This window comes from Streptomyces sp. NPDC017943 (assembly GCF_044328425.1).
GTDB classification, from domain to species: Bacteria; Actinomycetota; Actinomycetes; order Streptomycetales; family Streptomycetaceae; genus Streptomyces; species Streptomyces djakartensis_A.
Map to the genome: position 1 here is coordinate 1 of NZ_JBIRHH010000042.1, position 6815 is coordinate 6815.

The window sequence follows — 6815 nt, forward strand, 5'->3', positions numbered from 1 at the left end:
AGCGGCTCGATCCGGTCCCACATCGCATCGGTGATCATCAATCGGACAGGCACATCCGATCAACTGATCAACCCATCAAAGAGACACGACCTAGCTGCCACTTCTCGACATGACCGACCTCTTCGGGGATGCCGCAGTTCGTGCGGCGGGCCGCCTTGGTCGGATCAGCCTTCGGCGAGGCGAGGTCCCAGCTCTCAGGCACGACCAGGCACCAGTCGACGGCTGCCGACGCCGCGTCGAAAGCCAGGTGCAGCGAGACTCCGGCCTGGCATCTGGTGACCCTGCCCGCCGTGCCGGTGTACTGCCGGGCCATGCAGGCGACCCCGACCCCGACCTCGAGGAATCCGGTGTCGTCGACGATCAGCACGGTCGGCTTGATCACGTGCTGCTTCCGCCAGGCAAGCGAGACCGGACATGCGCCGCGTCCCACGGGCTGGTGATGAAGTTCGCCTAAGCCTGCCGGTTGCCGTCCTCGCCCAGCTGGGCGGCCATCGGCTCCGCCGACTTGCGCCGACCATCCGGCAGCAGGCCCTTGAGGTGGACATGACACGCCACCGGCGCTGATCCGCCCGCGAGAACGACTCGATCCTCTCTGCCGCGACATCTTCTAGATCGCACCGGACCGCGACCAACCCCCACCCCAGCACACCCGGTCAACGACACGCCCGATCAAACGGCCACGCCCCCGGCCAATCAACGCACTACTAGCGTCTGAGTGAGTCAGCTGCGGGGCCCGCGCGAGGCCCTGGCAGCCACCGCGAAGCCCAACTATTACCGTGTAATAGCTCCCTCTCCCCCACGTCATGACGGTGAGCTATTACCGCGTAATGGTTGCATGACACCCCCGCGATGGCATGCTTACTAACGTGTCGATGCCACTAGAGGTCGCCAACGTTAGTAAGGTGTCCACATGAACTCACCAGCCACCTCCAGCGACCGCGAGAAAGTCGTATCCAAGCTGCCCGGCTGGCTCCGGCAGAACCTGAAGGTCAGGGCAGCACAGCACGGCATCGAGATCCAGGCAGCGGTCGAACAAGGCATCAGAGACTGGTGCGGTCTTGCTTCCGCCACAGCATCCGTGGACACCGCAGGCGCCGACTCCTTCTCCACCTTCCTCCCACCGGGCCAGTGGGAGGAGTTCCGCCAAATTGTCGCGGACCGCGGCGTCTCCTTGATCCAGGGACTTGCCCAGTCAATTCAGCTCTGGCTCGACACCAACCCGGCACCCAACATCGAACGCCCTGAGGTGACCCGACGGATCATCGTCTGCAACCAGAAGGGCGGCGTGGGCAAGACAGCGATCACGGCCGGTCTCGGCGAAGCCCTCGCCGAAAACCCCAACGCCCTGCATGCCGTGCAGATGGCCAAGGCACTCGCCAAGGCACTCCGCGCCAGCAACACCCCGACCGAAGATCAGCAGGACGTCGATCCACTTGAGATCGAAAACCTGCCCGGGCTCGGGCTCCGCGTTCTTCTCGTGGACTTCGACCCCCAGTGCCATCTCACCAACCAGCTCGGCGCCAGCCCGCTGCCTATGAACGGTGACAGCCTCACCAACCACATGGCCGGCGACCCGAAGGGCGACCTCCGCGATCTCGTCGTCTCCATCGATAGCGAGCACTTCGACGGCCGGCTTCACCTCCTGCCCGCCTGCAACGACGCCTTCCTCCTTGACGTGCGACTGTCAGCAGTCCGCGCCAGGGAAGCAGCCCTGGAGCGGGCACTCGCACCCCTCGAAGCCGACTACGACGTCATCCTCGTCGACTGCCCGCCCAGCCTCGGTCTCAGTATGGACGCCGCCTCCTATTACGGCCGCCGCCGCGAGTCCGAAGGTCCCGGCCAGTCCGGAGCACTTATCGTCGTCCAGGCCGAGGACAGCTCCGCAGACGCCTACGACCTCCTCACCACACAGATCGACGACCTCCGCGACGACCTACAGATCGACGTCGACTACCTCGGCATCGTCGTCAACCTCTACGACTCCCGCCGCGGCTACATCGCCACTTCCTCACTGCAAGGCTGGGTCGACATAAAGGACCCTCGAGTCGTCGGCCTCATCGGGGATCTCAAAGAACAGAAAGAAGCAGTCCGCATGAAGCAGCCACTGCTGTCCTACGCCCCGAAATCGCAGCAGGCCATCGGGATGCGCGCACTGGCCAGGGAGATCGCATGAGCAAGGCAGATCAACTGGGCGCAGGCCGGTTCGGTGGCGGAACGCGCCCGGTCAGCGCTCGTCGGCAGGCCGTGGCCGCAGCCACCGGCGTACCCACCGACGGTGTCGCCCCGCCAACCGAGCTGCCGTCGGATCGCATCAGTCTCAACCCCGACAACCCTCGCTCCCGACTCGGTGACCTCACGGACCTGGCAGGTAGCCTCAAAACCCACGGCCAAAAGCAAGCGATCACGGTCATGAACCGCGACGCCTACCTCAAAGCGAATCCCGAACGCGAAGGCGACCTCGAGCGCGACACCACCCACGTCGTCATCGACGGCAGCAGCCGCCTCGCTGCCGCCCGCGAAGCGGGCCTCGCCACCATCAAGGTCATGGTCAGCGACGACGAAGGCAGCACCTCTGAGGAGCTACTCGAATCCGCACTCGTCGCCAACATCCACCGCCAAGACCTCGAGGAATTGGACGAAGCCCGCGCCTTGCAAAGGCTCCTCGCCATCCATGGCAGCCAGACCGCTCTGGCCAAACGCCTCCACCGCTCCCAGGGATGGGTGTCCCAGCGACTCGCCCTGCTCAACCTCACTCCCGAACTCCAGGCCAGAATCCACCAGGAACCGATCCAGCTCCTGCGCGCCGTAGGGAACAAGCCGGCCGAAGAGCAAGAGGCCGCCCTGCAAGCGCTCAAGGAGGAGCGTGCACAGAGGGAGGCTGAACACAGGCGCCAACGCAACGATAGGGCAGCGGAGACCGGTGATGCCGGGCAGCACGGGGGAGTGGACCAAGCCAACGGCTATTACCGCGTAATAGAGGGCGCCGCGCCCAACGCCGTACAAGAGGCCCCCGAGCCTGAGACGGACCGCCCGCTGCCGCAGGTGGTGTCGGAGCCACGGACCGACACGCCAGTACCCCCGCGAGTAAGTACGGACGTGGCCGAGGGCAGCGTCCGGAAAGTTCCGTATGACGAGCCGGGAAGTCTCGCCATGCTCTTGGACAAGAAGGTCGAGAGCGACGACAGCTTCTTCGCGCTCCTGCGCTTTCTCAGCGCAGCGGCGGCCAATCGTGATGCACAGCGTCTGGCTGAGCTCCTGCGCGAACTAACCCAGTCCGGTCCCGCGCCAGCCGAGTGAATCGGACGACGACACCACTGGCCCGGCTCGCGGGGTAACGCAGCCGGGCCGGTGGGGGAGTGGTGCGTAGTTCCTGCTCGGCCCATAGTGCATGGTTGGCAGGGGGACGGCGAGGATGGCGGTGGGGCCTGGTGCTCACATCGGCCGCGCCGACGTCAGGTCCGCGGTCTGCTGAAGGGACAGTAGACCGGCGACGGCACGGACGGTATCGCTCATGTGCTCGCGGCGGCTCGGTGCCCGCCAGTTCTTCAAGTGCGCGATGCCGTGCTCGACCCGTTTACGTCGCGAGGAGTGTGCCTTGCGCTGCCGCTCATGCATTTCCTCGTACCAGTCCGGAGGTTTCTTCTTGAACTTGCGATGCGGCGGTGTCAACATACGTCCGCCGTTCTGGGCACCCAGGCCCTGGTAGCCGGCATCGGCGAGGATCGCCACGGCGGGACCGTCGGCCAAGAGCTTGACCAGCCCGAACTGGCGGGCATGGGTGATGTCCGCGCAGCCATAGCGCCTGACTCGGCCACGAGCTCAGCGATCACGTCGGCCGACAGGCCCGTGGTCCTCCGGTCGTCGATGATCGCTGCACGAGACGCGTTCCCCACCACACGACCATGATCGACGATCAGGGCTCGACGTCTCACCGCTTACGGTGCACGAGTTCGTTAGTACTCCAGCAGCGTTTCGCTATCTGGCCTGGTCAGAGGCGTCGTCGGGAATGTGGTTGGCTGCTGGCACGTCAGGGGCGGTCTTTGCCGGAGCACCCCTCCAACGACTGGCATCGAGAACTATCTGCGTGGTGATGAGGGCAGCCTCCCCACGTGGTCGACGACCTTGCCGACGCGACCTGGGGCCATGAACTCGACGACCTCTTCCTGCGCATCGGCCACCGTTTCGGCCGCGCCGGCCTGCGACGCCGCATGCGTGACCACGTCCGCGCCCCGCTCGGCCCGGTCAACCGCAAAATCGGCTGGCAGCTGGCCGAACACGCAGGCCACCGCACCCGCGATGGCCTGCAACGGCTACTGAACGGAGCCACCTGGAACGCCGACGACGTCCGCGACGACCTGCAGACATACGTCGCCGACAAACTCGGTGAGGCCGACGGAGTCCTCATCCTCGACGACACTGGCTTCGTCAAGAAGGGCACGACCTCCGCCGGGGTGCAGCGCCAGTACTCCGGCACCGCCGGCCGCACCGAGAACTGTCAGATCGGCGTCTTCGCCGCCTACGTCAACACCCGCGGACGCGCCCTGGTGGACCGCGAGCTATATCTGCCCACGTCATGGACGGACGATCGCGAACGCTGCCGCGCCGCCAAGGTTCCTTAGAGGGGCCTCGCCACCAAACCAGAGCTGGCCAGGGCTATGGTGCTGCGCGCACTCGCCCCGCTGCCGATCGCGCGGGTGACCGCGGATGCCGTCTACAGCCAGGAGTGGCGCTTACGCCGGATGCTGAAAGAAGCCGCAGTCGGCTACGTGCTCGCCGTCCCGAAGTCCCAGCCGGCGCCGCTTCGGCCGGATCGACTATCTCTTCAGCCAGACACCGGATGAGGCATGGGAGCAACGTTCGTGCGGCGACGGCGCCAAGGGCCGGCCCGTCTATGACTGGGCGGCTGTCCAGCTCCCGGCGATCGAGGACTTCGACGGTGAGCGGCCCGCCTGTCACCGCTGGACTCTGGCCCGGCGCAGTATCAGCAGACCCGATCAGATCGCTTACTACCTCGCATACGCGCCGGTGGGCACCGGCGTCGACCGGCTCGTACGCGTTGCCGGGCGGCGGTGGGCGATCGAGAAATGCTTCCAGGCCGCGAAGAACGATCGCGGCCTGGACCAGTACGAGGTCCGCCGCTACGTCGGCTGGATGAGGCACATCACCCTGGCCATGCTCGCGTATGCCTTTCTCGTGGCCACGGCGGCAGACGCGCCGTCAAAGAGGGACGCAGAAACGGTTCCACCCTGGTTCCGCTCGCCGTGGCAGAAGTCCGCCGACTCCTGGCAACTGGCCCTGCACACCTGCCCCGCCCGCCACTTCGCATCCATGTCCTGAGCTGGTCGCGATGGCGACCTAAAGGCTGTTACACAACGGCGATCTCGCTCAGATCCAGCCATTGACAGCAAGGTCAGCTGCCCGACTATGCCCGCCTTCCTGCCGTCTTGGAACGCCTCAGGAAGGAGACCTGGAAGATCAACTGGCCGTTGTGCAACAGCCTTTAGGCGTCAGGCCGTGGCCCGACACTGTCACTACCGAAGACAATGTCATTGTTGGAGGGGCGGTCCGGCAAGACCGCCCCTGACGTGCCAGCAGCCAACCACACTCCCGACGACGCCTCTGACCAGGCCAGACAGCGAAACGCTGCTGGAGTACTAGTTTTTCATGGTGGGGTCGATGGGTGGTATACAGACCTGTGGCGGTGAGGCAGCCGTCGATCAGGGGGCGGAGCCGGATCCTGCGTAACTCGCGGCGAAGGGTGCGGTCGAGGTCGCGATGTGGCGAAGGCGATGTTGGACATCGCTCTGGGGACCAGCGACCAGACGATCTCGACAGGATTGAGGTCAGGTGCGTAGGGCGGGAGGCGGACGGTGGTGAGCCAGGCGTGGTCGGCCTCGTACCACTTCAGCCCGGCGAGCAGGTGAGTTTTGCGATTATTCCAGACCACCACCATCGGCCCGCCGAGTTGGATGTGCGTGCGGACCAGCAGGTCACGGTAGTCCTGCAGGGAAAAGCTTCTGCGTGCGCCCTTGAGGCGGAGGGGAGTGCGAGGACGGTGGACGAGGCGGCTCTTCTCACCGGGTTGTAGCAGCACACGGCGGTGACCGGGGTCCGGCGGCGGGATCGCCCGCGGACGCGGATGACGGGGGTCTGCCCGCGCTGAACCCAGGTGCGGGCACGGGGGAGGAGCCATCGAGGAGCCGGCCTCGTCCTCGAAGTCCATCCAGGCGCCGGACACCGCCGCAAGTCTTTTGCCTGCGGCCACACCTCCCTCTTCCACAACTCCACCGCGCGCTCGTCACGCTCCAATGCTGTGCGCGCGGGTGCCTGCCAGGATCTGCCGTGCCGTTCTAGCAGCCGCCTAACTGTCGCCGCCGACAGGCTCACCCGCATAGGTCGGCGGATCCCCGTCTGAACCCGTGCCAGGGTGCAACGTCCGGCACGACGCCAGCGCTCCACCGACCTCACACTCACCCGCAGATCCCTCGCGATCACCGCCGTCTTCTCACCAGCGGCGAACCTCTGCCCGGCCTGAAGCCGAATCCCTTCACGAAACATCCGACGCTCAGCGGTCAGGCCGCCCCGCCCTCCGGATACCTCACCTCACCGGCATACCGCAAGGATCAAGAACCCTCACCATCCGACGACAACCCGAAGTCCTCAGTGAACCTCTTTCATCTTGTGCCGTGGGGATGAAGTGGGCTGGTCAGGTGGGGTGACGTGACGAAGCCCCTCGTCGTTGGTGTGGTGATCTCACTCAACACGCCGACGGCCGGGGGGCTTCGTTGGTTCCGTATCCTTCCATGCTTGATGTC

The 6815-nt window shown here is 65.6% G+C and carries 4 protein-coding genes and 3 pseudogenes; 3 read left to right on the top strand and 4 right to left on the bottom strand.

The annotated features are described in order from the left end of the window. Positions 1-67 precede the first annotated feature (67 nt). The gene (locus tag ACH4C6_RS35515; protein ID WP_398112733.1) at positions 68-382 is read right to left on the bottom strand and encodes a transposase; all 315 of its coding nucleotides are present in this window, start codon (positions 380-382) and stop codon (positions 68-70) included. Positions 383-910: 528 nt separating this feature from the next. On the opposite strand from ACH4C6_RS35515, the gene ACH4C6_RS35520 reads away from it, so the two are divergent. After that, positions 911-2173: a ParA family protein gene (locus ACH4C6_RS35520; protein ID WP_398112734.1), complete on the top strand. Its 1263-nt coding sequence runs from the start codon at positions 911-913 to the stop codon at positions 2171-2173. Next, positions 2170-3297, top strand: a complete 1128-nt coding sequence (locus ACH4C6_RS35525; RefSeq protein WP_398112735.1) for a ParB/RepB/Spo0J family partition protein — start codon at positions 2170-2172, stop codon at positions 3295-3297. The genes ACH4C6_RS35520 and ACH4C6_RS35525 overlap by 4 nt, the downstream gene beginning before the upstream one ends. Positions 3298-3432: 135 nt before the next feature. Here the strand turns inward: ACH4C6_RS35525 and ACH4C6_RS35530 are convergent, their stop codons facing one another. Continuing rightward, positions 3433-3783: a transposase gene (locus ACH4C6_RS35530; RefSeq protein ID WP_398112736.1), complete on the bottom strand. Its 351-nt coding sequence runs from the start codon at positions 3781-3783 to the stop codon at positions 3433-3435. A 326-nt stretch (positions 3784-4109) separates the two neighbouring features. On the opposite strand from ACH4C6_RS35530, the pseudogene ACH4C6_RS35535 reads away from it, so the two are divergent. Then, positions 4110-5337, top strand: a pseudogene (locus ACH4C6_RS35535) (IS701 family transposase). A 351-nt stretch (positions 5338-5688) separates the two neighbouring features. On the opposite strand, the pseudogene ACH4C6_RS35540 reads toward ACH4C6_RS35535, so the two are convergent. Both ACH4C6_RS35540 and ACH4C6_RS35545 read right to left on the bottom strand, forming a co-directional pair. Next, positions 5689-6223: pseudogene (locus ACH4C6_RS35540) on the bottom strand (transposase); the annotation flags it as partial. A 104-nt stretch (positions 6224-6327) separates the two neighbouring features. Then, a pseudogene (locus ACH4C6_RS35545) lies at positions 6328-6558 on the bottom strand (helix-turn-helix domain-containing protein); the annotation flags it as partial. Between the last annotated feature and the right edge of the window lie 257 nt (positions 6559-6815).

What these genes read in the sequence shown, in the direction of transcription:
- ACH4C6_RS35525 (WP_398112735.1), top strand. Translation starts at nt 2,170, where the DNA reads ATGAGCAAGGCAGATCAACTGGGCGCAGGCCGGTTCGGTGGCGGAACG.
- ACH4C6_RS35520 (WP_398112734.1), top strand. Translation starts at nt 911, where the DNA reads ATGAACTCACCAGCCACCTCCAGCGACCGCGAGAAAGTCGTATCCAAG.